This is a genomic window from Glycomyces sp. NPDC021274 (genome assembly GCF_040641195.1).
Lineage (GTDB): Bacteria > Actinomycetota > Actinomycetes > Mycobacteriales > Micromonosporaceae > Glycomyces.
Window position 1 is genome coordinate 49,400 of sequence record NZ_JBFADC010000013.1, and the last position, 23,814, is coordinate 73,213.

A 23,814-nucleotide genomic window follows, 5' to 3' on the forward strand; every position below is an offset into this window, starting at 1 on the left:
CCCCGACCGGCCCGCCGAAACCTGGTCACCCGACCCCGTCACCATGCGGATGCGGACGCGCCCTCCCGCGCGGAGGATGGGTGCGAACGCACCGCACCAAAACGGGGGAGACACCATGACCGGCCCGCTGCTCTTCGGCCTGGCGATCCTGCTCGCCGCCATCGTCCCCGGACCCGACTTCGCGATGGTCGTGCGCAACACCGTGCTCTCGGGGCGGGTGAGCGGGATGTGGACCGCCACCGGGATCGGCCTCGGCATCGTCGTGTGGGTCGTCGCCACCTCGATCGGCCTGGCCGCGCTCCTCGCCGCATCGGCGCTGGCCTTCACCGTGGTGAAGCTCGCGGGCGCCGCTTACCTTGTCTACCTGGGGATCCGGTCGATCCGCACCGCCGTAAAGGAACGGCGGCGGCCCGCCGCCGAGATCGAACTCGACCGGCCGATGAGCCACTGGGCCGCGTTCCGCTCCGGCCTGATGTGCAACCTGCTCAACCCGAAAGCGGTCGTCCTGTTCACCGCGCTCATGCCGCAGTTCCTCGTCGGCGGCGGCTCGCAGGCGGTCCTCATCGTCGAGCTCGCGGCCGTCGGGATGGCGGTCTGCGGGCTCTTCTACATCGGACTCGCGAACCTGATCGGCCTGTTCCGCGCCGTCCTCGAACGCCCACGCGTGCGCGCCTGGCTCAACGGCGTCACCGGGGCAGTGATGGTCGCCCTGGGCCTCCGCGTCGCCGCGAACTGATGCATCGGTCGACCGGGCGGCCCCGCGCGGCGGGGTTCGCGGGCGATGCGGTGAGATAGCAGCGCGGCGGCCAGCCGACCGATCCTTTGCGCTTGCGGGAGTGCGAGGGGACGGCAGACCGGCCGCCGTTTCCACGCTTCGATTACTCGATAGCGGTATCTGCGGGGTTCTTGGAGAATCGTCGCCATGAGCACCTGGGAACTGGAAACCGAGATCGAGTCGTACTACGAGCGCGGCCAGGAGCGCGAGCGCCTGACGCGCAACGCGCGCGGACGCCTCGAGTTCGCCCGCATGCAGGACCTGCTGCGCCGCAAGCTCCCCGGCGCGAGCCTCGACGTGCTCGACGTGGGCGGCGCGACCGGTGTGCACGCGAAGTGGCTCGCCGAGGACGGCCACCGCGTCACCTTGATCGACCCCGTCGCCAGCCAGGTCGAGGTCGCGGCGCAGCTGCCCGGCGTCACCGCCGTCGTCGGCGACGCCCGCGAACTGCCTTGGGACGACGCGAGTTTCGACGCGGTGCTGCTCATGGGGCCGCTCTACCACCTGACCGACCGCGAGCAGCGCGTGCAGGCCGTCAAGGAGGCCGCGCGGTGCGCGCGCCCCGGCGGGATCGTGGCGGCCGCGACGATCAACCGCACGGCGGGCTGGAACGACTTCCTGCTGTTCCGGGCGGGCGGCGGGGACAAGGGCCTGAGCGCCGAGGCGAGCTTGCGCATCATGCGCGAAGGCACGTTGCGGTACTTCGACCAGGACATCTTCACCACCGCCTACCTGGCCCATCCTTCCGAGGTCGCGTCCGAATTCGCCGATGCGGGACTGGCCGGCGCGGCGCAGTACGCGGTGCAGGGCCCTCCCGGGTACATCCCCGAGCTGGAGGCGCTCATCGACGACGAGGACGTCCGCCAGCACCTCATGGACGGCCTGAGGATCATCGAGGCCGAGCCCTCGCTGCTGGGCGCGAGCAACCACCTGCTGACGGTCGCGACGGTTCCCGCTTCCTGACGCCCGCCGCCGAAGCCCGCTGCGCGGGGCCCGACCGAACCCGGCGGCCCCGCGCAATGGGACTGGGCATGCCGCGAGCCCGTGCCCGCGGCACGGCGCCCGCGAGCCGGCCCCGCGCAGCGGGCTTCGGCGTGCCGCGCACCGTCTGCGAGTCGGCGCCGGGCGCGGCGTTCGCAGTTCGCGAGCGGGCTTCGCGCAGCGGGACCCTGCGTGCCGCGCACCGTCTGCGAGTCGGCGCCGGGCGCGGCGTTCGCAGTTCGCGAGCCGGCTTCGCGCCGGGACCCCGTACGCTTCCGCAGCGCGCCGCCGCTACGCTCCCGAACTATGTGGAACCGCAGCTTTCTCATCCTCCACGGCGTGGAGAACCGCAGGCCCGAGGGCCACTGGCAGCATGAGCTGGCCATGGACCTGCGCGAGCGAGGCGAGCAGGTCTTCTACCCGCAGCTGCCCGACACCGACAGGCCGAGGCTCGTGGACTGGACCGACGCGTTCCGGTCCGAGCTGGCGCTCATGCGCGGTGAGAAGGTCGTGGTCTGCCACAGCCTCGCCAGCGTCGCGTGGCTCCACCTCGCGGCGGCCGACGCCGCCTCCGCCAACCCCGCCTCGGCCGACCGCGTCCTGCTCGTGAGCCCCCCGGGGCCGCAGGCGTTCGACTGGGACGTCATCGCCGGCTTCACCACGGTCGGCCTCGACCTCGCCGGGATGCGCCTCGCAGAGCGCTCGGTGCGGCTGGTCTGCTCCGACGACGACCCGTACTGCACCGAAGGCGCCGCCGAACACTACGGGCGGCCCCTCGGCTGCGAGGTCGACGTGATCCCCGGCGGCGGCCACCTCGCCCTGGGCGACGGCTACGGGCGCTGGCCTTCCGCACTCGCCTGGTGCCTCGACGAATCGGAGCGCTTGCGCCCTAACCGCTGACGAGCGCGCCGCATTGCCGTTGGCCTGTGCGGCCCTACGGCCGCTTCGCATCTCCGCCGGTGCCCGCGTCGGTGCCCCGGGCGGCGGCTGGCGCCCCTAATCGGTAGCGAGCGCCGCCTTGCCGGGCCGGTGCCCGACCGCGGATCGGCGCCTTCCGGTCCGTCCTCGTGCGGCGAATCGTCGTACCCGCGATGCACCCTTGTGTACAGGGGCGCTGCGCATCGACACACCCGAGCGCGGGTGGCGGACGGGCGGCGCACTCGTCGTACCTCCGCGCCAATATTGATTCGGGGGGTCCCGCGGCCCGACACACCCGACCTCGGGGGAGGGGGACCGGCCACGAAGCGTCGCAGCCGGGGTGCTTCACATCGGCCGCGCTACACCCGACCTCGGGGGCGGGGGACCGACCGCGAAGCGCCGCGGCCGGGGTGCTTCACATCGGCCGCACTCGGTGCCAGACTGGACTCGATCGGCCCTTCCGTCTCCGCAACCCCCTGCGGGCCTTCGGATCGGCTCGCCGGGGAGGCCGTGTGCGCTGGGTTCGGATCGCCATCGTCGCCGTGTTCGTGCTGGCCGCCGCCTCGGCGGCGCTCGCCGGGAGCCTCGCGGCGCCCCGCGGCGAGACGACCGCGGTCGCCGTCGCCGACCCGCCCGATCTGAGCGCCACCGCCGAGATCCGTCGCATGTTCATGAAGCCGGGCCAGGTCGCCGTCGCCGTCACCAACCACGGCGATGCGCCCGTGCGCGTGCGCGGCGTCGAGCTGCTCACCGAGTCGTTCGCGCCCTCGGGCGTTCAGGAGTTCGACACCGAGGTCCCGCCCAGCGTGAACGCCCGAGACATGTTCATTCAATACGGTGCGGCGAACTGCCCCGACGGCGTCGACACGAAGGCCGAACCGGCGTCCGTGGTCCTGCAAGTCGCCACTGAAGACGGGGCCGAGCACACGGTGAACCTGGAATTGTCGTACCCCAACGGCACACTTGACCGGTTGGTCCGGGAAGCGTGCGCGGCGCAGGCGGTGGCCTCCGCGGCCCGCATCGAACTGGGGGAGCTGACCGCCGCCGCGGACGGCACCCTCGAAGGGAGGTTGAGCGTGACGCCGCTGGGCGAGGCGGCGCTGGAGGTGACCGAGGTTCGCGGGAGCGTCCTGTTCGAGATCCACGCCGGGGCGTCGACGCCCGAGGCAGGCGGCGTGACGGTGCCGCTGGTCTTCGACGCGCACCGCTGCGACGGCCATGTGGTGGGCGACGCGAAGCACCCGTTCGGGTTCACCGCGTGGATCGCGATCGGCGGCGGCGAGCCCGTCGCGACCCCGATCGACGTGCCGGAGGACCGGCGCGAAGCCCTATGGACGATGCTCGACGCGCGTTGCGCCGAGCGGGAATGAACGGTTGAACCGTTCCAATCGATGGAACTGGAGGAGGCGAACGTGGCACATCGGACGTACGCTGGAAGACGTGGGTGATCACACCGATACTTCAGGTAACGAGGCGCAGCGGTTGCGCACCCGCCTCGTGGAGAGCCTGCGGTCGCGCGGCGTGATCCGGAGCGAGGCAGTGGAGACGGCGATGCTCGCCGTACCGCGCCACCTGTTCGTGCCCGAGGCGACGCTGCGCATCGCCTACGCCGACGACGTGTACGTCACCAAGCGCAACAGCGACGGCGAGGCCGTCAGCTCCGCCTCGCAGCCCGCGATCGTCGCCGAGATGCTGGAGCAGCTCGACGTGCGGCCCGGCCACCGCGTGCTCGAGATCGGCGCCGGCACCGGCTACAACGCCGCATTGCTCGACGCGCTCGTCGGCCCCGAGGGCGCGGTGACCACTGTGGACATCGACGCGGACACCGCCGGGCGGGCCCGCCGGGCCCTCGAAGCGGTCGGCGCCGAACGCGCCCGCGTCATCCAGGGCGACGGCGAACTCGGCTTCGTCGACGGCGCGCCGTACGACCGCATCATCGCCACCGTCGGCACCTGGGACCTGCCCCCGGCCTGGTGGGACCAGCTCGCCGAAGGCGGCCGGCTCGTCGCGCCCCTGAGCATCCGCGGCTGCGAGCACTCGGTCGCCTTCGACTATGTGGACGGCGTCATGCGCAGCCGCTCGATCGTGAGCTGCGGCTTCATGCCCATGCGCGGCCTCGGCAGCCAGGAGGGCCAGACCGTGGAACTCTCCGAGGGCCGCATCATGACCTTCCACGTCGAGCACGAGGTCGAGGCCGACGGCGTGCGAGGCGTCCTCGACGGGCGCGGCACGACCGTGTGGACCCCCGTGCAGCTCAAGGTGAACGACGACGCCACCCAGCTTTCGCTCTGGCTGGCCTGCGCGTTCGCCGGGTACGGGCGCATGAGCGCCCCCTTCGGCGACCACGGCCTGCAGCGCCTGCTGCTGCGCTGGGCCAACCCGGCGGTCGTCGAAGGCGAGGACTTCGCCTACCTGGTGTGCCGCCGCCACGGCGGTGGGAACGAGATCGGCGTGCGCGGCCACGGCCCCAACGGTTCGGCCCTCGCCGTCCGCGTCGCCGACGAGGTGCGCGTCTGGGACCGCGAGTGCCGCGACGGCGTCAGCCTCCAGATCACCGCCCACCGCAAGGGCACCGGCCCTGAGACCGAACCGCGCTTCACCGTGCCAAAGCGCCACACCCGCCTCGCGATCGAAGTGGCCCCCGACGCGGACGGCCCCCTCTAAGGAGTGCTCGCGAGGCCCCGTCGGCCCCCGGTCACCCCTCGCCTCGTGCGGCTTAACGATTCGAACTAGGGTGGAGGCGTCCTCGCCCGCCGGTCCGCGCCCACCCCTCAGCGCGCCTTCGGATCCGGGTGACCACGTGTAGCGGTATCGCTGCGACCGGTCGCAGTGGACGCAATGCAGTAATAGTGGCTGACGCCCCTGACAAAGTCCCGGCCCCACTCGCCTCCGCCCCGAGTCGGCCGGTCGAAAGCCGTTCCCAGAAAGGACGCCCCCGATGTCCGAGCCGACCTTCAAACAGCGGGCACGCTATTGGTTCGACAACACCATGTCGAAGGGCACGAAAGCGCTGATCGGTTGGTTGACCGTCATCACGTTGGCGCTCACCGCGATTGGTGCCCTGTTCCTCGTCGTCGTTCAAGAAGGCGACGGATTCGGCGGTACATTGTGGAAGTCGTTCATCCACATCCTCGACGCCGGAACCATCACCGGCGACGATGCCGGCGGCCCCGCGATGGTCGTCATGTTCATCACCACCATCGGCGGTCTGGTGATCCTGTCGTCACTCGTCGGTGTGCTGACGACCGGTCTCGACGCGAAACTCGAAGAGCTCCGGAAAGGCCGCTCGCTCGTCGTTGAGAAAGATCACACGGTCGTTCTCGGATGGTCCGACCAGGTCTTCATCGTCATCTCGGAATTGGTGGAGGCCAACGAGAGCGAGAAGCGCGCCGTCATCGCGATCCTCGCCGACCGCGACAAGGTCGAAATGGAGGACGAGATCCGCACGAAGATCGCGGATCTCAAATCCACTGTCGTCGTGTGCCGCTCCGGCGACCCGGCCGACCCCGACAGCATCGGCCTCGTCAACCCCTCGCAGGCCAAGAGCGTCATCATCCTGACCTCCGCCGAGGAGGACCCGGACGCGCAGCTCGTGCGCTCGCTCCTCGCGGTCACCCAGGGCGGCAACGGCATCAAGTGCCATGTCGTCGGCGCCGTGGCCGAGGGCCGGAACCTTCCCGCCGCCCGCCTCGCCGGCGGCCGCGCCGCGCACATCGTCGACGCCAACGACCTCATGGCCCGCCTCATGGTCCAGACCTGCCGCCAGTCAGGCCTCTCCGTCGTCTACACCGACTTGCTCGACTTCGGCGGCGACGAGATCTACATGGTCGAGGAGCCGGGCCTCTTCGGCCGGCCCCTCAGCCAGGCCCTGCACTCCTACCGCACGTCCTCGTTCATGGGCGTGCTCACCAAGGAGGGCCGCTGCATCATCAACCCGCCGACCTCGGCCTCGCTCCAGCCCGGCGACAAGCTCATCCTCCTCGCGGCCGATGACTCCGCGATCGCGCTCGACGGCTCGCGGCCCGTGATCGACGAGAGCGTCATCGTCGCGCGCGCCGACGCCGGGAACCGACCCGAGCGCACGCTCATCCTCGGCTGGAACGCCATGTCGCGCACGATCCTGGAGCAGCTCGACCAGTACGTGACCCCCGGCTCGGTCACCGACGTCGTCTCCGACCACCCCGACGCGGCCGAGGCCATCCGCAAGATCGGCCCCACCATGCGCGTCCAGGGCCTGAACTTCAAGGAGGACGACACCACCGACCGGATGCTCCTGGAGTCCCTCAACCCCGGCTCGTACAACCACATCATCGCCCTCTGCTCGGACGACGTGGCCCCGCAGCTCGCCGACTCGAAGACCCTCGTGACCCTCCTGCACCTGCGCGACATGGCGCAGCGCAGCAACACCCGCTTCAAGGTCGTCTCGGAGATGGCCGACGACCGCAACCGCACGCTCGCGCAGGTCACGCAGGCCGACGACTTCATCGTCAGCGACAAGCTCATCAGCCTCCTGCTCACCCAGACCGCCGAGAACCCGCACCTCTCGCAGGTCTTCGGGCAGCTGTTCAGCCCGGACGGCTCCGAGATCTACCTCAAGCCCGCCGAGCACTACGTGCGCCCGGGCGTGCCGGTCAACTTCTACACCGTCGCCGAGTCGGCGAGGCGGCGCGGCGAGACCGCCTTCGGCTACCGCGTGGCCGCCCTCGCCAAGCAGGCCCCGAACTACGGCGTGCACCTCAATCCGGACAAAGGCCTGCAGTTCATGCTGCAACCGGGCGACAAGATCATCGTCCTCGCCGAGGACTGACGGGTCCGCGCGCCGGTCGGGCCTCACGGTCCGTCACCGTCACCCGACCGGCGTACGACTTTGGTCATGGGACCTTTACGACCTTCGGCCGATGCCGGTGTCGGCCACCGCAGGTAGCTTCAATAAGGACCGCAGCACCCAGCGGAGGAAACAGGAACAATGACCGACGACCTCAACGCCGAGGACACGCCCGAGGCCGCAGCGCCCGGGACCCCTCGCGCCCCCATCACCCGATTGTGGGCGTACGCCCGCCAGCACCTGCGCCTGCTCCTCATCGGCGGCGCCCTCTCCTTCGCCGGAGGCCTCGTCGGCCTCGTCCAGCCGCTCATCGCGATGGACGTGATCGACACCCTCTCCTCGAACGAGTCCCTCACAAGGCCGCTGCTCTACCTGGGCGCGGTCGTCATCATCGGCGGCGCGCTCGGCGCCCTCGGCCCCTACCTCATGCAGATCGCCGGGCAGGACGTCGTCCTCACCGTGCGCAAGCAGCTCATCGACCGGCTCGTGCGCCTCGAAGTCGCCGAAGTCGACCGCCTCAAGCCCGGCGACCTCGTCTCCCGGCTCAGCTCCGACACGAACCTCCTGCGCACCGTCGCCAGCACCACCGTCATCGGCGGCGTCACTGACGCCTTCATGATCCTCGGCGGCATCGGCCTCATGGCCTGGCTCGACATCGCCCTGTTCGGCACCACCATGGCCATGGTCGTGTTCGTCACCGTCACCATGCTCTTCATCATGCCGCGCATCCAGAACGCCACCGTCGCCTCGCAGAAGGCCCTGGGCGACATGGGGTCGCTCCTGGAGCGCATCTTCAGCGCCTTCCGCACCGTCAAGGCCTCCAGCGCCGAAGACCACGAGATCGGCCGCCTCAACACCGCGGCCACCGCCGCCCGCGACACGGGCGTCAAGGCCTCCTTCTGGGAGGCGCTCGCGGGCGTCGTCGCGTTCCTGCCGGTGAACATCGCGTTCCTCCTGGTGCTCGGCGTCGGCGGCGCGCGCGTCGCCTCCGGGGCCATGGAGGTCGGCACCCTCATCGGCTTCCTGCTGCTGCTGTTCTACCTGATGGGCCCGATCAGCGGCCTCGTCGCGTCGCTCTCGCAGCTCCAGACCGGCCTCGCCGCGATCCACCGGGTCGAGGAGGTCGCCAACCTCGCCGCCGAGCACGCCGCGTCCGAGGGCGACCTGCCCGCGGACGCGCGCGTCCCGGCCGGCACCGGCCCCGCGAAGGTCGTGTTCGAGAACGTCACCTTCCGCTACGCCGACGACCTCCCGTACGTCCACCACGGCGTCTCGTTCGAGTCGAGCGGGCGCGGCCTCACCGCGCTGGTCGGCCCTTCCGGCGCCGGCAAGACGACGGTGTTCTCGCTCATCGAGCGGTTCTACCCGGCCACCACCGGTTCGGTGAAAGTGGACGGTGTCGATGTCGTGGACTGGCCGCTCGAGGAGCTGCGCGGCCTGATCGGCTACGTCGAGCAGGACGCGCCGGTCCTTGACGGCACGCTCCGCGAGAACCTGATCATGGCCGCGCCCAAGGCGACCGATGCCGAGCTGGACGAGGTCGTGCGGGTCGCGCGGCTCACCGAACTGGTCGGCAAGCTGCCCGACGGGCTCGACTCGCGGATCGGCTACCGGGGCACGACCCTCTCGGGCGGCGAGCGCCAGCGCGTCGCGATCGCGCGGGCGCTGCTGCGCAAGCCGCGCCTGCTGCTGCTCGACGAGGCCACCTCGCAGCTCGACGCCGCGAACGAGGCCGCGCTCAAGCAGGTGATGCTCGACGCCGCCGAGCGCACGAACGTCCTCGTTGTGGCGCACCGGCTTTCGACGGTGACCAGCGCCGACCAGATCGTGGTCTTCGACGCCGGCCTCGTGCGGGCGGTGGGCACGCACGCGGAGCTGGTGGAGAACGACGACCTGTACCGCGACCTGGCCGCTTCCCAGCTCCTCACGGCCGCCTAGGGGGTTGGGGGAGTAGCGGAACGCGCGGCCCTTCGCGAGGCCGCACTGCAATGACGAGCGCCCCGCGGCGATGCCGCGGGGCGCTGTTCGTCGGCCTGCTGCGTGGAGGGGCCCGCCGGGTCGGCACCACCGCCCGGCGCTTCGTCTCGGGCGTCGGCTACCGGAGGGCGCGTCGGCGATCGCCTTGCGCACCCGGTCCGGGAACGATGTTGCGCCGCAGTCGATCTGCGCGCAACCCGGTGACCGACCGGCCACGCAACGCATCGGTGGATTTCGATACTTGACGTTCGCCGCCGCGTGCGCCAAGATGGCTTAGAAACCGGTTCCTATCAATATGTGCATCGATTCGGGGAGGTCCAGCCTCCCCTGCTTTCCGACCAATGACCTGATCGAGAAACCGATACCTGCGGGCTCAAAGCCCCGGGTGCCGGATCGTGACACCCCTGCCGCGATGGGATCGGGCGGGAGGGGACCGACTGGGAGGCCGTCGCCACGGTGACCGTACCGATGGTCGCGGTGGTGCATGCCGGGGTGGCCACCACCGCCGAGGCGACGGCCTCCCTTCGCTTCGTCAACGCGCACTCGCGCCTCTAGCGAGGGCCGTGCTCGACGGCGCGCCGACGCCGCCGTCCGCCCGATTTCTGGCATCGTTCAGGCCCCGTTCACGTACGCGCCGAGCGGGTGACGACCGCGGCGGCTTGACTGAAGGCCCATCCCCGATGGAGTCCAGTGCCGCAAGGCCGTGCCATCCCACGAAAGGACCTTCATGTCCCCCAAGAGCGTGCTCATGCGCGGCGCGGCCGTGCTGACCGCCGCCGGAGCCCTCGCCGGCCTCGCCGCCGCCCCGGCCGCCGCCAAGCCCCACCACGACGAACCCGTCGTCATCGCGCACCGCGGCGCCAGCGGCTACCTGCCCGAGCACACCCTCGAGGCCTACGCGCTCGCCGTCGACATGGGCGCCGACGTCATCGAGCCCGACCTCGTGCTCACCAAGGACGGCGAACTTCTCGCCCGCCACGAGCCGGTCCTCGACGAGACCACCGACGTCGCCGCGCACCCCGAGTTCGCGGACCGCAAGACCACCAAGCTCATCGACGGCAAGGCCGTCACCGGCTTCTTCGCCGACGACTTCACCCTCGCCGAGCTCAAGACCCTCCGCGCCGAGGAGCGCCTGCCCGACCTGCGCCCCGACAGCGCCGAGCACGACGGTGAGTTCGCGCTGGTCACGTACGACGAGGTCCTCGACTACGTGGACACGTTGGACCGCAAGGTGATCACCTACCCCGAGATGAAGCACCCGTCCTACTACGAGGACAAGGGCATGAGCATCGAGGACGCGCTGGCCGACCTGCTGGAGGAGCGCAAGCTCGACCGCAAGCGGTCGCCGGTGTGGATCCAGTCGTTCGAGTACGAGAGCCTGCTCAACATCGCCGAGCGCGTGGACAACCGCATCGGGTTGAACATCGACGGCCAGGGCACGATCCCGAACTCGACCCTCAACGAGTACGCGAGGACGCTGGACACGATCAGCCTCAACAAGAACCGCATCTTCCCGCGCGCGGCCGACGGCTCCATCTCGGAGCCGACCGACATCGTGCAGCGCGCGCACCGCCGCGGCCTGGACGTGCACGTGTGGACCTTCCGCGCCGAGAACGCGTTCCTGCCCACGAACCTGCGGGAGGGCTCCGACCCGGCCGCATGGGGTGACATCGAGGCCGAGTTGGAGCTGTTCTACGACCTCGGCGTCGACGCCGTCTTCAGCGACTTCCCGGACCTGGCCGTCGCAGCCCGCGACTGCTAGATCCGGGAGCAACCCAGGATTCGCAAGAAGCGAGGGGCCGCCCTGCCGCCGGGGCGGTCCCTCCTCGGCGAAGCTTGCGAGCCGTAGATTGGCACTGTGCGCGTCCGGCATGCGCGCCCGGCGGGCGACGATCTCCCCGCTCAATCCCGGTGGGCACCGGCCCCTCGTGCGCGCCCGGTCGGCGAAGTGGGCGGGAATGTCGGTGGCGGATGCGACGATCGGTGCATGGCTGAGAACGAAACGATCGAGCAGGCGATTCCGATCCTCCGCGTCGAGGACGCGGCGGCCGCGCTGCCCTGGTACGAGCGGCTCGGGTTCGTGAAGCAGTGGGAGCACCGGTTCGAGCCGGGCTTCCCGCTGTTCGTGGAGGTCGCGCGGGGGCAGGTGCGGCTCTTCCTCTCGGAGCATCAAGGCGATGCGCACCCGGACGGCGTGATCTACCTGCGGGTCAAGGACGTCGACGCGGTCGCGGCGGCGTTCGGCGTCGCGGCCGAGCAGCGGGAGTGGGGCGCCAGGGAGATCGAACTGCGCGACCCTGACGGCAACCGCCTGCGGATCGGCACCCCGCGAGGCTAAGGGTGTCTGCGAACCTCGCCGGCCGCTGACCGGCCGATTCGTCTGTTTTCGTTGAGTCCGATCGCATTGCGATCGGACTTTTTTCCTCCGCGTCTTCGCGCGACCCGGGGTCCCGTTCCTCGTGATTGACAACTAACCCTAATAGGGGTTATTATTGGGGTCATAGATTCAATCCGAGTCGAAGCGAGGATGACGACCATGCCGAAGATCAACGTGTACCTGCCCGACGAGCTCGCCGAGGCGGTCAAGGAGGCGGGCCTTCCGGTGTCCGCGATCTGCCAACGGGCCCTTGAGCAGTCGGTGAAACGGCTGACCGCGATCCGTGCCGCCGTCACGGGGGAGCTCGACGCCGAGCACCCCGCCGCGGGCCTGACGCACTTCACCGAGCGCGCCCGCCACGCGATCACGCTCGGTGTGGAACGGGCGCGGGCCTCCGGGGCACCGGCGGTCGGGAGCGAGCACCTGCTGTACGGCCTGCTCGCGGAAGGCGGCAACCTCGCCCTCCAAGTGCTCCGCGTGATGGAGGTCGAGCCCGAGCAGATCGCGCGGGAGCTCTCAGCGACCACCCCGGCCGACGCTGCACCGTCGACGGCGGACCGGTTCGACGCCACGGCCGCCAACGCCCTCGAACTCGCCATCACCGAGGCGATCACCCTGGGGCACAACTATGTCGGCTGCGAGCACCTGCTGCTCGGCCTCGTCACCGAACCCGACGGCGGCGGGGGGCAGGCGCTGCGGGCGAAGGGCGTCGAAGCGCGCTCGGCTCGCGGCGCGGTCGTCGCGGCCCTCGCCGGGTACGGTCACCTGCGGGCCACAACTGCGAACGCCGGCTCGGAAGCGCCCGTCGACGCGGCGGCAGTGCTGCGCCAGGCGATGCAGCCCATCGTCGAGCGCCTCGAACGCCTCGAAGCTCATGTCGGCCTCACTTCGGACCGCTGACCACCGCGCAGGCAGCGGCCGCGGCGCCCCCGTGCGCCGCGGCCGCCTCGCGGCGGCAGTGGCGTCCGCGGTGATGACGGCCCTGCTCACCTTGATCCTGACCGGCGTCCTCTGAGGGGCCGCGACCTGCTCTTGGCCGCAGCCGTCAAGCCGGAATCAACAGTTCGAAGTGGACGTTCTGGAACGGTTCGTCGAACGGCTCAGAGCGCATCTCGTTGACCGCGACCCGCTCGTCGAACAGGACGGTGCCGCGCCTGGACCAGAACTCGACCGCGCCCGGGGTGCGGGCGTCCGTGTGGAGGTACACGCCGCTGTAGCGTTCGCGGCTCGCGATGAACTCCAGGCAGGCGTCGACCAGCGCGCCCGCGAGGCCCCGCCGCCGGTGCTCGGGTCGCACGTAGACGCGGTAGAGCGTCGCGGTGCGACCCTCTTCGAAGCGGCTCGTCACCTCGAGCGGGTGCGGCGGCGAGGTGGGCGTCTGGCCGCGCACGCCCGCCGTGGCGGCGACCACGCCGTCCCGCACCGCGACGAACAGCGTGTTGTCCTCGGGGGCAAGGTAGTACGAGTCGAGATCGATGATGTCGGAGTGCCATTGCGGCAGGTACCCGTGCCCGAAGTCGCGGTAGACGGTGTCGAGCATGACCGATCGCGCGCCCGGGAGGTCCTCGGGCTCGGCCCGCCGGAGAACGTAACCGTCTACACCTCTGGCCCCTCGTGCCACCGCGATATCTGACATGTGTGCCATTATTGCATCCGATTTGCAATAGGCAAGACTTCGCGATAAGAGACGAGGCTCACGTCATGCCGCTCTCCCGGCGCACCCTGATCACCGCCGCCGCCCCCCTCGGCCTCGGCGGCGTCCTCGCCACCACCGGCTGCTTCGCCGCCGACGACGACCAGGGCGGCCTCGTCTTCGCCACCGCCCTCACCCCCGCCGCAGGGCTCTCGCCCCACTCCGAGGACGCGTTCCTCCTCGCCCGCTGGGCGGTCGCCGAGACCCTCCTCGGCCTCGACGACAACGGCCTGCCCGTCCCGAAACTCGCCCTCGACTGGACCCAGGCCGAACCCACCGCCTGGGACCTCACCCTTCGCGACGGCGTCCGCTTCCACGACGGCACCGCCCTCGACGCGGCCGCAGCAGCCGCCGCGCTCAACGCCGCCGCCACCGCGGCATCCGTGCCCCGCGTCATCGACGGCATCGGCCTCACCGCCGCAGCCACCGGCGACCGCACCCTCCGCGTCACCACCGCAGCCGCCGACCCCGTACTCCCGCAACGACTCTCCAGCCCCTACCTCGCGATCCTCGCCCCCGGCGCCTACCGGGACGGCACCGTCGACCCGGCCGGCTTCGCGACCGGCCCCTTCCACATCACCGCCTCCACCTCCACCGGAGCCACCCTCGAACGCAACGACGACTACTGGGGCGAACCGGCCGCCATGGCCGGCTACCGCGCCGACTACGTGCCCGACGCCGCCACCCGCGTCGCGGCCCTGCGCTCCGGCGAAGCCCACGTCATCGAAGCCGTCCCCTACGCCCAGATCGCGAACCTCGAAGCGTCCCAACTGCAGGACGCACCCACCGGCCGCACCGTCAGCCTCTACCTCAACACCGCGACCGGCCCCCTCGCCGACCCCGCGCTCCGCGCCGCAGTGGCCGCCGCCATCGACACCGCCCCGATCGTCGACGACATCTACGAAGGCCGCGCCGACGCCCCCGAAGGCCTCTTCGGCCCCGCCCTCGCCTGGGCCGCCGACCACCGCGACCACACCCTCCCGGACGCCGCGACCCCCGCCGGCGAGACTCTGCGCATCGCCACCTACTCCAACCGCGCCGAACTCCCCGAAACGCTCACGGTCCTCGCCGACCAGCTCACGACCGCCGGATTCGCCGTCGAGACCGAAGTGCGCGAATACAACGACATCGAACCCGACATGCTCGCCGGGGACTTCGACGCGTTCCTCATGTCCCGCTCCGTCGTGCAGGACTCCGGGGACGCCTACACCTACCTCGACTCCGACTTCACCAGCGACGGCGGCTTCAACGCCTCCCTCCTCGCCGACCCCGCCGTCGACCAAGCGGTCGCCGCCATCGCCACCGCCGCCGGGCCGGACATGGACCCCGACACCGCCGCAGCGGCCCGCCAGCACGCCGTCCTCGACGCCGAAGCCGTCGTGCTCGCCACCGTCGCCGTCATCCCCATCGCCCACGAACGCCTCGTCACCGGCGTGGCGGGCGGCGCCGCGAACGTCACCAGCGACCCGCGCGAACGCGAGATCATCACCACCGCCACCACCATGGAGTAGCCGGTGGCGCTCCTGCGGGCCATCCTCACCAGGGCCGGCGTCCTCCTGGCCGTACTCGCCGCCATCGGCCTGCTGCCCTGGCTCGCCGACCGCGACCCGGCCCTCACCGTGCTCCGCGCCCGCTACCCCGGCCGCGAAGCCACCGACGGCGCACTCGACGCGATCCGCGGCGAACTCGGCCTCGACGCCGGACCCCTCGCGATCCTCCGCGACTGGCTCCTCGGCCTGCCGCAAGGCGACTTCGGGACCTCCTGGACCAGCGGCGCACCCGTCGCCGACACGGTGCTCCCCGCCCTCGGCACCTCCCTCACCGTGATGGCCGCCGCCCTCACCGTCACCTTCGCCGTCACCGCCGCCGCATGCGCCCCGGCGCTGCACCGCGCCGCCCAAGGCCGACCCGTCGGCACCGGCGGCGTCGCCGTCGCCTCCTTCGCCGCACTGCCCGACTTCCTCATCGCCACCCTCGGCGTCGCCGTCTTCGCCACCTGGACCGGCCTCCTGCCCGCCTACGGCTTCAACGGCCCCGCCAACCTCGTGCTGCCCGCGCTCGCCATGGGCCTGCCCGGCGGCGGCGTCCTCGCCCGGCTCGGACGCGACGCCATCGGCCGCGTCGCCGCCGAAGACTGGGTCCGCCAATGGCGCACCGCCGGATACCCCAGGGCCCGCATCGCACGCGGCCTCCTCCGCCGCGCCCTCCCGCCCGTCCTGCCGCAGCTCGCGATCATCAGCGTCTCGATCACCGGTGCCGCCGTCGCCGTCGAGACGATCTTCGCCGTACCCGGCCTCGGCCGCGCCGCGCTCGCCGCCGCCGACGCCCAAGACCTCCCCGTCCTCCAAGCCTGCATGGCACTCCTCATCGCCTTCGGCTTCACCGCCGGACTCCTCGCCCGAACCGGCGCCCGACACCTCGCCGGCCCCGCCGCCGACGCCGCCGCGATCCCCGCCGCCCCACCCGCGACCGGCGGACGCCGCCGCCACGCGGCCTGGATCACCGCGACCGCCGCGCCGCTCCTCCTCGCCGTCGCCTACGGCCGCATCCGCTCCGGCGACATCGCCACCGGCTCCCGCCTCGACGCCCCCACCGCCGCCGCCTGGCTCGGCACCGACGAACTCGGCCGCGACGTGCTCGCCCGCCTCGGCCAGGGCGCGCTCTGGACGGCCGGAGCCGCGTTCCTCGCGTGCGCCCTCGCATACTTGCTCGCGCTGGCCCTCGGTTTCGTTCCGCGCCTAGCGCATCCGCTCGCCGAGGCGTTCAACTCGTTCCCGGTCGCGATCGCCGGGATGATCGTCGTCGTGGTCCTCGGGCGCGGCCAGTTCGGGGCGGTGCTCGCGGTCGTCGCCGTCTCCTGGCCGCCGCTCGCCGCCCACGCCGCCGAACTCGTCGCCCAGGCACGCGCGGCCGGGCATCTCGAAGCGCGCCTCGCCCTCGGTGCGGGGCCGTGGTGGACGTTGCGCAAGCACACCCTCCCGCTCGTCACCGGACCCCTTGCGGCCCATGCCGGTCTGCGCCTGCCGGGCATGGCCCTCGGCATCGCCTCGCTCGGCTTCCTCGGCCTCGGCGCCGAACCGGACGCGCCCGAATGGGGCGCGAGCCTCGCCCGCTCCCTGCCCTACCTCGAACGCGCACCCCTCGCGGCCCTGGCCCCGGCCGCCGCGATGATCGCCCTGACCCTCGCCGTCATGGCCGCCGTCTCGATCCCGAAACGCCGGGCGCGCTGAGGCGACACGCCGTCCGCGTCGCTTCGAGCACCGACGGCGAAGCCCGGACCGCCCGTATTGCGGGCGGCCCGGGCTTCACCAGTCCTATTACTCCCAGGCCCTTGGCGACTGGACGCCCACGATCGTGCCGCTCGGCGTCGCGATGCCCGCGATCTGCAGGCCCGGCACTTCCATCGGCTCGGCCGCGACCGAACCGCCGAGGGCCACCGCCTGCTCGCACGCGCGGGCGGCGTCGTCCACCGCGACCATCACGTTCCACTGCGGCGGGAGCTCCAGCTCCCAGCCTTCGGCGGCGTGGCAGCCGCCGAACTCGCGCGCATCGCCCGCGGCGCTCAGGGCCGCGTACGGCTTCGGGTTCGACGCGACCTCCCACGGCGGCGTCGCCACGTTCCAGCCGAGCAGGTCCGCGTAGAACCGCATCGCCTCCGCAGGCACGCCGTCGATCCGGTACTCGGCCCAGGAGACGCTGTTCGGCTCGCCCCACACGCCGAAGCCGCTCCCGGGCTCGTGCATCTGCACCAGCCCGAACGCGGCGCCGTTCGGGTCGTTCAGCATGGAGAACCGCAGCATCCCGCCCATGTCCTCGGGCTCGTTCGTGACCGCCGCGCCCAGCTCACGGGCGCGCGCCGTCGCCGCATCGCAGTCCTCGACCTTGAAATGCAGATTCCACACCCGGCTCGGCTCCGCCCCCGGAGGGCACGGCATGACCCCCATGACCTCCCGGCCCCCTTCGGAGCCGTCCGGGACGCCGAACGTCGTGTAATGCCCGAAGTCCTCCCCGGCGTCGACGGCAGTCCAACCGAACAACGCCTGATAGAAGGCGACATCCGCCGCCAGATCCGAGGTCAGGGAATCGGACCAGACCGGGGCACCCACCGGGATCGAGGCCATGGCGCACTGCTCCTTCACGAGCGAAGTCGATTGACCCGTTCACGGTCCCACGACCCACCGACACCCGCAGGAATTTCCCCGCAGCGTCAGTCCGCCTGCTCGCCCTCCATGATCGTGAAGTGCGCGCCCGTCGGCGACACCAGCACCGCCATGCGCCCACCCGGGTCGTCCACGGGCGCCACCGCCACCCGCCCGCCCAGATCGACCGCCTTCGCGGCCGTCAGGTCCACCGAAGCGGTACCGAAGCACACCAGCCAGTGCGGATCCATCCGCACCTCCGGGCCCAGCGCCATCCGCGCCCCGCCGAACTCCACCGCCTTGCCGGTCAGGTGCCCGTGCGTCCACAGCCCGACGTACGGCGCGTCGACCGACACCTCGCCGTCGCCCGGCACCTTCAGCGTCCAGTTCAGCAGCTCCGAGTAGAACTGCATCGCCTCCACCGGCGCCCCGTCGTACACGTACTCGAACCACACCGCCGCGCCCGGCTCGCCGTACGCCGTGAACCCCACATGCTCGTTCATCGGCTCGAACAGGCCGAACGCCGCGCCGTCAGGGTCCTTCAGCGCCGCGTACACCAGGTCGTCGCCCACCCGCACCGGATGGCTGATGATCTGGGCGTCCAGCTTCTCCGCATCGGCCACCGCCCTGAAGCAGTCCTCCACATGGAACGCGACCCCCCACGCGGACAACGCGTTCGGGTCACCCGGCGGGTTCGGCGCGAGGCCCCCCACCGCGCGCGCCACCGACACCGTCGACCCCAGGCACAGCTCCGTGTAATGCCCGAACTCCTCCCCGGTGCCGAAACTCGACCACTTGAACAGACGCGTGTAGAAGTCCAGGTCGCGAGCCAGGTCAGGAGTGTTCGCGTCGGCCCAGATCGGGGCCCCCGGCGGAATCTTGGTAGGCATGCGGCAATCCTTCACAGGTCGGGTCGGCTCACCCCACCGTCCCACGGGGGTACGACGCAGGCAAGCCTCGGGTGCGCGCAGACCCGCCGGTTACCCGGCCCCTCGCGCCCGGAAACGCCGAGGCCCGCCGGCGCTGCGCGACGGCGGGCCTCGGAACGGATCACTACTGGCTTCGGCGCTGCTCCCGCAGCAGTTCCCGGATCTCCTGCAGCACTTGGAGCTCCGCCTCCGCGTGCACCTCGTCGACCTCCTCGGCCGCCGGCGTGAACCGCTCGCGCAGCTTGTTCATCGGCAGCACGATCACGAAGTACACCGCGAGCGCCGTCAGGAAGAACACCAGGATGCCGTTCAAGAACACGCCGTACGGGAACACGACCCCGTTCACCGTGAACGCGCCGCCGACCTCGGCCCCGCCCGTGACCAGCGTGATGAGCGGATTGAGGAACGCCGCACCGAACGAGGCCACGAGCGCCGTCATCGCCGCACCCATGACCACCGCGACGGCCAGCTCCACCACATTGCCGCGCATCAGAAAATCTTTGAACCCTTTGATCATGCCCAAAGTCTCGCATCCCCGCGCATGGGAACCGCAGTCGCGAAACCCCGTGTCGCAGTGGCGCACGAGACATCACCCGGACGGGAACAATCCGGGCCCCCCAGCGGTTGCACCCGAACGTGGCCGGCCGATCGGCCGCCGCGCACCTGAAGCACTGCTTGAAAGGCATTCCCCATGAGCGACATCGTGATCGGTGGCGACCTCCGCGTCGACCGGCTCGGCTACGGCGCGATGCGCCTGACCGGCGACCCGGGCATCTTCACCCCGCCGAAGGACCGCGCGAGCGCCATCGCCGTGCTGCGCCGCGCCGTCGAACTCGGCGTCAACTTCATCGACACCGCCGACGCCTACGCCCTCGGCGACAACGAGAAGCTCATCGCCGAAGCCCTCCGCCCCTACGCGGACGGCGTGGTGATCGCCACCAAGGGCGGCAACACCCGCCCCGCCCCCGGCGAGTGGATCGCGGTCGGCAACCCCGGCTACATCCGCCAGCAGGTCGAACTCAGCCTCCGCCGCCTCGGCGTCGAGACCATCGACCTCTACCAGATCCACCGCCTCGACCTGGGCCTGCCGATCGCCGACCAGATCGAGACGCTCGCCGAACTCCAGCGCCAGGGCAAGATCCGCCACATCGGCCTCTCCGAGGTCACCGTGGACCAGCTCAAAGAGGCCCAGACGGTCGCGCCGATCGCGAGCGTCCAGAACCTCTACAACCTCATCAACCGCCAGAGCGAGGACGTGCTCGACTACACCGCCGAGCAGGGCATCGCCTTCATCCCGTGGTTCCCGATCGCCGCGGGCGAGCACGCCGGCCCCGACGGGCCCGTGGGCAAGATCGCCGCCGAGATCGGCGCGACCCCCGCCCAGACCGCGCTGGCGTGGCTGCTGCGCCGCTCGGACAACATCGTGCCGATTCCGGGGACGAGCTCGATCGCGCACCTGGAGGAGAACGTGGGCGCGCGCGACCTGGTGCTCACCGACGACCAGTACGAGGCCTTGAACGGTCTCGCCTCGGCATAGCCGACCTGAAGGGCCCGCGCCGACCGGCGCGGGCCTTTCGCTTGCGGCTCAGGGCTTGCGGCTCAGGGGTTGAGCGGGGCGATGCGGAAGCGCTCGAACTCCGCGGTCGGGCCGTCGGGGTTGGCGAAGACGATCGTGTTCGGCCCGTCGTCCAGGTCGAGGATGACCGGGTAGGTCCAGAAGTCGTTCCAGGTCCAGGTGCCCCGCATGGGGTACCGGCCCGCTTCCTTGCCGTTGACGGTGATGTCGCAGTGCCGCGTCACGATGTCCACATTGTACTCGTGTCCGGCGGTGCGCTCGTCGTTCGCGTAGCTGATGAGGAGCACGTGCGCGCCCGCGGCGGCGTCGACCTCGATGGCCGCGGTGGCGCCGCGTCCGTTCCAGCCGACCACATGCCCGCGGCTCGCGAAGTCGTTGACGACGAGGCAGGAGCCGCCCGCGCGGGCCACCTCCGCGGCGTCCACTTCGACCGGTTCGGGGCCCGCGGCCCCGGTGACGACGATCGGCCCGGCGATCATCTCCGTGCGCAGGCGGTTGACGCCGGCGTGGAGGAACACGGGCCGGGCGAGGTCTACAGGTGCGTCCTGGTTCTGCGGCCCGGCCAGGATCGCGGTGTCGGCGCCCTCGATGCGGTGGTAGCCCGCCTCGGCCGCGTACAGGTCGAACACGAGCCCGTCGCCGTCCCGGCGCGCGAAGGCGGCGTCGTAGCAGGTCGGGCAGCCGCGCCGCTCGGTGAGCTCGATCTTGTCGAGGGCCACTTCGCCGCGCGCGGTGCCGATCGCGCCGGATTTGGCGAGCTCGACGGTGTTCGCCCCGGCCCGCAGGGTGAGCGGCACGCGCACGATCGAGCGGTGCCCCCAGTTCATGGTGCTCGGGTAGTCGAGGAACCGCTCCGCGCCGTTCACGGTGAGGACCTGCTGCGCCGGTTGGGGTTCGGTGGCCTCGGCGCCGCGACCGTACATGTGGGAGTAGAACACCGCGAGGTCGTACTCGCCGGCGTCGGGCACCTCGACCTGGAAGACCACCGCCGAGTCGGGGAAGCTCAGGCCGCACACGTCGTGCTCGCCGGACGCGGCGAAGGCGTTGCCGTCGTCCGTGTGGCCGTGCCGGGTGATCTCGCCGGAGGTGATGTCGGCGGCCTCGGCGTCCCACTGGCCCTTCCACGGCGGCGGCCCGGGCACCGCGGCCTCGCCGGAGGTGATGGTGATCCAGTACGCGGCCATGCGGTCGGGCCCGTAGATCGGGATCTCCAGGCCCGCAGGGTGGCTCACGACCTGCGCGACCGGCATGGGCGGGCCGGCTGCGCCTTCGTAGCCGGTCCAGTCGATGCGGTGCACGGTGGCGGTGACGCGCTCGCCCCAGAACTCGGGGTCGAGTCCCGTTGTGACGACGAGGAAGTCCTCGACGGTGCCGCCCGCGAGGATCTGCGCGGTGCGCCGCTCGGCGTCGATGCTCGCGATCCCCTGCAGGGTGTCCACAGTGTTCGGATGGGGCGGTTCGACGCGCACGGTCTGACCGGTCATCCCCGAGTACGCCTTGAGGAACCACCACGCGCCGTTCGGCAGGTTCGGCTGAGGGGCCGCGCCCGAGTAGCCGCCGGCGGCGGTCCAGTACGCCATGTCCGCGTGGACTTTCGCCTCCTCGAACATCGCCGCCCACTGCACGAGCTGGCCGGGCACGGAGAGGTCGCGGTTGTTCCCGTACTCGTCGATGTTCACGCGCCGCGGCGCGATGCCGAGCGCGCGCTCCAGGCCCCGGTAGGCGGCGTAGTTGCCGCGGAACTCCGCGAGCGAGCGCGGCGAGAGCTCGTGCCAGGCCGTCCATTCGGGGAGCGTCCCGGTGTCGCGGGCGCGCCTGAGGAAGTGCGGCAGGAACTCGGGGTGGTAGTACGACTCGTTGGGCCCGGCGATGGGCACGCCCGGCGCGAGGCCCCGCAGGAGCTGCACCGTGGTGATCCAGTCGGCGAGGAACCGGTCGAACTTCGCGGGGGCGTTCTCCTTGAGCGAGTACCAGATCCAGTCGGGCTCGTTGAACGGCACCCATACGAGCCGCCCGGCGTTCTCGGGCGTGAGCATCGGCGGCACGACCGCGCACAGCCGCTCGTGGTACAGGTCGATGCCCACGTCCTCGTAGGGCCACTTGGCGAACAGGTCCTGCAGGTACACGAACGCGAGCCCGTCGCCGTTGCGGCGCAGCGCGTTGACGACGCTGGAGGCGTCGCCGCCGGGGTGCTGCGCGCCGCCGTCCGGCTTCACCGCGAGGGTGGTGATGTCGAGCGCGTCGAGCAGCTCGTCGCCGGGCACGCCGTCCTCCGAGACGCCGTACAGCGATCCGGCCGCGCCGTGCAGCACCGGACCGGTCGGGGCGGTGAAGTCCGCGGTGAGGCGGGCCGCCCCCTGGGGGAGGGGGGTGAGGGCCATTGCCGGGCCTTTCGGGTCAGGATCGGGGGCGGGGCGGGCCCGAGGTCTCGCGGACGATGAGCTCGGGTTCGGGCCAGCTCGGCTTCGGCCGCGGCTGCGATCCGTCCACGCGGTGGCGCAGCAGCTCGAAGGCGCCGCGGCCCACGCTCTCGAAGTCCTGGTTCACGGTGGTCAGCGCAGGAGTCGTGTACGCCGAGAACGGGGTGTTGTCGAAGCCCACGATCGAGAGGTCGCCGGGGACCGAGCGCCCGACGAGGTGCGCGGCGCGCATGGTCGCGAGGGCGAGGTGGTCGTTGCCGCAGAGGATCGCGGTGACCGCGGGGTCGGCGACGAGCGGCTGCACGGCCTTGAACGCCTCGGCGAAGGTCCATCCTGACGGCACCGGGTCCGGCACTTCGCGTCCGGCCTCGCGCAGGACGCGCGCCCAGCCGTCGGCGCGGTGGGCCTTGCCGCCGCCGAAGGTGCCCGTGGAGGTCGGGATCGCCAAGTGGTGCACGGTGTCGTGGCCCAGGTCGAGGAGGTACCTGGTGGCCTCGGCCGCGGCCTTGCCGTCGTCCATGCCCACCAGCCAGGGCGAGGCGGCGAGCTCTTCGGCGGTGTAGGGGCCGATCGCGACCATCGCCTGCGGCTGGGTGTCGAGCAGGACCTGCTTGGCGCGCATGCCGGGTTCGTCGTGGGCCATGATGATCGTCGGCTCGCCCGCGCGGGGCAGGCGCGCGACGATGTCGGCGTCCGAGTGGGTGTCGGCGGGGTCGAGCACGGAGATCTGGACGCTCCAGTCGAGCGACCGGGCGGCCTTCTCGATGCCGCGCAGGGCCGCTTCGGGCCCGTAGAGAGAGGTGTCGGCAGTGAGGACGGTGACGGACTCGACCGCGCCGCCCGCGAGGCTCCGGGCCAGCCGGTTGGGCCGGTAGCCCAGCTCGGTGATGGCCTCCAGGACCTTGTCCCGCGTGGCCGCGGCGACCCGCGGTGAGCCGTTGACGACGCGGGAGACGGTCTGATGGGAGACCCCGGCCAGTCTCGCCACATCCCAGATACTGGCTGCCTTCTTCGGTTGCGCCATCGCAGTTGGTCTCTTTCTCATTCGTCGCAGGCCGTCCCAGAGGACCGGGCCGTCCCGGTCCCAGTGTGGCCGCAGTCCCATACGACGATACGCCGAGTGATGTTAACGCTCACCTCGGTGATGCATCAAGAATAGTAGAGCACAGTTCCGTAACGGAGGAGTCATGCCGAGGTAACGGTT

Annotated in this window: 19 protein-coding genes; 13 read left to right on the forward strand and 6 right to left on the reverse strand. The window is 71.2% G+C overall.

Features of this window, described 5'->3' with window-relative positions:
- Nucleotides 1-115: 115 nt before the first annotated feature.
- From AB0I03_RS22740 to AB0I03_RS22785, 10 genes are all read left to right on the forward strand, one after another.
- Nucleotides 116-736: a LysE family translocator gene (locus AB0I03_RS22740; RefSeq protein ID WP_360415996.1), complete on the forward strand. Its 621-nt coding sequence runs from the start codon at nt 116-118 to the stop codon at nt 734-736.
- Between the two features lie 186 nt (nt 737-922).
- Complete coding sequence (locus tag AB0I03_RS22745) at nt 923-1,738, forward strand: methyltransferase domain-containing protein (protein ID WP_360415998.1); 816 nt, start codon at nt 923-925, stop codon at nt 1,736-1,738.
- Between the two features lie 324 nt (nt 1,739-2,062).
- Entirely contained in the window at nt 2,063-2,656 is a 594-nt protein-coding gene (locus tag AB0I03_RS22750) for an alpha/beta hydrolase (protein WP_360416000.1), read from the forward strand.
- A gap of 530 nt (nt 2,657-3,186) precedes the next feature.
- Nucleotides 3,187-4,044 carry a hypothetical protein gene (locus AB0I03_RS22755; RefSeq protein WP_360416002.1) on the forward strand — a complete coding sequence of 286 codons (858 nt, stop codon included), beginning with the start codon at nt 3,187-3,189 and terminating at the stop codon, nt 4,042-4,044.
- A gap of 70 nt (nt 4,045-4,114) precedes the next feature.
- A complete protein-coding gene (gene fxlM, locus AB0I03_RS22760; protein ID WP_360416004.1) occupies nt 4,115-5,338 on the forward strand; it encodes a methyltransferase, FxLD system in 1,224 nt (407 codons plus the stop codon).
- Between the two features lie 274 nt (nt 5,339-5,612).
- On the forward strand, nt 5,613-7,481 hold the full coding sequence (locus tag AB0I03_RS22765) for a potassium transporter TrkA (protein WP_360416006.1): 1,869 nt from the start codon (nt 5,613-5,615) through the stop codon (nt 7,479-7,481).
- 159 nt (nt 7,482-7,640) lie between these two features.
- On the forward strand, nt 7,641-9,437 hold the full coding sequence (locus AB0I03_RS22770; protein WP_360416008.1) for an ABC transporter ATP-binding protein: 1,797 nt from the start codon (nt 7,641-7,643) through the stop codon (nt 9,435-9,437).
- Nucleotides 9,438-10,203: 766 nt separating this feature from the next.
- Nucleotides 10,204-11,238, forward strand: a complete 1,035-nt coding sequence (locus tag AB0I03_RS22775) for a glycerophosphodiester phosphodiesterase family protein (protein ID WP_360416010.1) — start codon at nt 10,204-10,206, stop codon at nt 11,236-11,238.
- A 225-nt stretch (nt 11,239-11,463) separates the two neighbouring features.
- Nucleotides 11,464-11,814, forward strand: a complete 351-nt coding sequence (locus AB0I03_RS22780) for a glyoxalase superfamily protein (protein WP_360416012.1) — start codon at nt 11,464-11,466, stop codon at nt 11,812-11,814.
- 198 nt (nt 11,815-12,012) lie between these two features.
- Nucleotides 12,013-12,753 (forward strand): Clp protease N-terminal domain-containing protein, encoded by a 741-nt coding sequence (locus tag AB0I03_RS22785; RefSeq protein ID WP_360416014.1) that lies wholly within the window; start codon nt 12,013-12,015, stop codon nt 12,751-12,753.
- A 145-nt stretch (nt 12,754-12,898) separates the two neighbouring features.
- Here AB0I03_RS22785 and AB0I03_RS22790 read toward each other — a convergent pair whose 3' ends face one another.
- Entirely contained in the window at nt 12,899-13,489 is a 591-nt protein-coding gene (locus AB0I03_RS22790) for a GNAT family N-acetyltransferase (protein WP_360416016.1), read from the reverse strand.
- A 65-nt stretch (nt 13,490-13,554) separates the two neighbouring features.
- Here AB0I03_RS22790 and AB0I03_RS22795 point away from each other — a divergent pair, with 65 nt between their 5' ends.
- Both AB0I03_RS22795 and AB0I03_RS22800 read left to right on the forward strand, forming a co-directional pair.
- Entirely contained in the window at nt 13,555-15,057 is a 1,503-nt protein-coding gene (locus AB0I03_RS22795) for an ABC transporter substrate-binding protein (protein WP_360416018.1), read from the forward strand.
- Between the two features lie 3 nt (nt 15,058-15,060).
- Nucleotides 15,061-16,776 carry an ABC transporter permease subunit gene (locus AB0I03_RS22800; RefSeq protein WP_360416020.1) on the forward strand — a complete coding sequence of 572 codons (1,716 nt, stop codon included), beginning with the start codon at nt 15,061-15,063 and terminating at the stop codon, nt 16,774-16,776.
- Nucleotides 16,777-16,863: 87 nt separating this feature from the next.
- Here AB0I03_RS22800 and AB0I03_RS22805 read toward each other — a convergent pair whose 3' ends face one another.
- The 3 genes from AB0I03_RS22805 to mscL all read right to left on the reverse strand — a co-directional run bounded on the left by AB0I03_RS22805 (nt 16,864) and on the right by mscL (nt 19,131).
- Nucleotides 16,864-17,667: a VOC family protein gene (locus tag AB0I03_RS22805; protein WP_360416022.1), complete on the reverse strand. Its 804-nt coding sequence runs from the start codon at nt 17,665-17,667 to the stop codon at nt 16,864-16,866.
- An 86-nt stretch (nt 17,668-17,753) separates the two neighbouring features.
- Nucleotides 17,754-18,575, reverse strand: a complete 822-nt coding sequence (locus tag AB0I03_RS22810) for a VOC family protein (RefSeq protein WP_360416024.1) — start codon at nt 18,573-18,575, stop codon at nt 17,754-17,756.
- A 163-nt stretch (nt 18,576-18,738) separates the two neighbouring features.
- Nucleotides 18,739-19,131 (reverse strand): large conductance mechanosensitive channel protein MscL, encoded by a 393-nt coding sequence (gene mscL, locus AB0I03_RS22815; RefSeq protein WP_360416026.1) that lies wholly within the window; start codon nt 19,129-19,131, stop codon nt 18,739-18,741.
- 174 nt (nt 19,132-19,305) lie between these two features.
- Here mscL and AB0I03_RS22820 point away from each other — a divergent pair, with 174 nt between their 5' ends.
- Nucleotides 19,306-20,151 (forward strand): aldo/keto reductase, encoded by an 846-nt coding sequence (locus AB0I03_RS22820; RefSeq protein WP_360416028.1) that lies wholly within the window; start codon nt 19,306-19,308, stop codon nt 20,149-20,151.
- Between the two features lie 62 nt (nt 20,152-20,213).
- On the opposite strand, the gene AB0I03_RS22825 is transcribed toward AB0I03_RS22820, so the two are convergent.
- Both AB0I03_RS22825 and AB0I03_RS22830 read right to left on the reverse strand, forming a co-directional pair.
- Nucleotides 20,214-22,571 (reverse strand): cellulosome protein, encoded by a 2,358-nt coding sequence (locus AB0I03_RS22825; RefSeq protein ID WP_360416030.1) that lies wholly within the window; start codon nt 22,569-22,571, stop codon nt 20,214-20,216.
- Between the two features lie 16 nt (nt 22,572-22,587).
- Nucleotides 22,588-23,598 carry a LacI family DNA-binding transcriptional regulator gene (locus AB0I03_RS22830; RefSeq protein WP_360416032.1) on the reverse strand — a complete coding sequence of 337 codons (1,011 nt, stop codon included), beginning with the start codon at nt 23,596-23,598 and terminating at the stop codon, nt 22,588-22,590.
- Nucleotides 23,599-23,814: the final 216 nt, after the last annotated feature.